The sequence below is a fragment of the Kitasatospora sp. NPDC085895 genome (assembly GCF_040702125.1).
Classification (GTDB): Bacteria; Actinomycetota; Actinomycetes; order Streptomycetales; family Streptomycetaceae; genus Kitasatospora; species Kitasatospora arboriphila.
Map to the genome: position 1 here is coordinate 1 of NZ_JBFBJY010000259.1, position 1,011 is coordinate 1,011.

At 57.7% G+C, this 1,011-nt stretch carries 2 protein-coding genes; both read left to right on the forward strand.

Translation table 11 applies throughout. The annotated features are described in order from the left end of the window. Window positions 1-457 (forward strand): carbohydrate porin (locus AB0442_RS42695; RefSeq protein ID WP_366168881.1); only part of this gene is annotated, 457 nt, incomplete at its 5' end. Window positions 458-520: 63 nt separating this feature from the next. Then, window positions 521-1,011: glucose PTS transporter subunit EIIB (locus AB0442_RS42700; protein WP_366168882.1), on the forward strand; the 491-nt coding region annotated here is incomplete at its 3' end.

Sequence of the window (1,011 nt, forward strand, 5' to 3'; positions counted from 1 at the left end):
GGACAGCCAGGGCCGCTTCGTCGATCAGTCCAAGCGCAACGGTTACGGCATGACGATGAGCTGGAACAACAGCGCCGCCAACCCGGATAACGGCGTGGTGGCCAACCTGAGCACCGCCTATCTGGATGCCTCAGGCGAGCAAGACTTCACCGCCGGCGTGAACGTGCTGTGGCGGCGCTTCGAACTGGGTTATATCTATGCCCATAACAATATCAAAGAGTTCAATACCGCCGGGATCGCCGCCGATATCCACAACCCGCTCAGCGAACCGGGCAACTACGACATCCATACCGTTCACGCGTCGTATCAGATACCTAACATTATGAATATGAAGAATTTCAATCTGTATTTAGGCGCCTATGTGTCGCTGCTGGAAGCCAACGCCGACAACAAGATCGCCAACGGCGACAACGATCAACGTTACGGCATGCGCGCCAGATTCAAGTATTTCTTCTGACATCGATTCACGACGCTGCGTCGCAAACTGCGCGGCGGCATTTTTATTTAGCAAGGGGACAACATGGACATTACCGCAACCGCCAACGCGCTGTTGCCGCTGCTCGGCGGTAAAGAGAACATCGCCAGCGCCGCCCACTGCGCCACGCGCCTGCGTCTGGTGCTGGTGGACGACAGCAAGGTGGACAAAGAGGCCATCGGCAAACTGGACGGCGTCAAAGGCTGCTTCAGCAACGCCGGTCAAATCCAGGTAATCTTCGGCACCGGGCTGGTCAACAAGGTGCATGCGGAATTCATCAAGGCGGCGGGCGTCAGCGAATCCAGCAAGGCCGAAGCCGCCGATATCGCGGCGAAAAAGCTCAACCCGCTGCAGCGCATCGCCCGCCTGCTGTCGAACATCTTCGTGCCAATCATCCCGGCGATCGTCGCTTCCGGCCTGTTGATGGGGTTGCTCGGCATGGTGAAAACCTACGGCTGGGCCGATGCCAACAGCGCGCTGTTCATCATGCTGGATATGTTCAGCTCGGCGGCGTTCATTATCCTGCCGATTCTGAT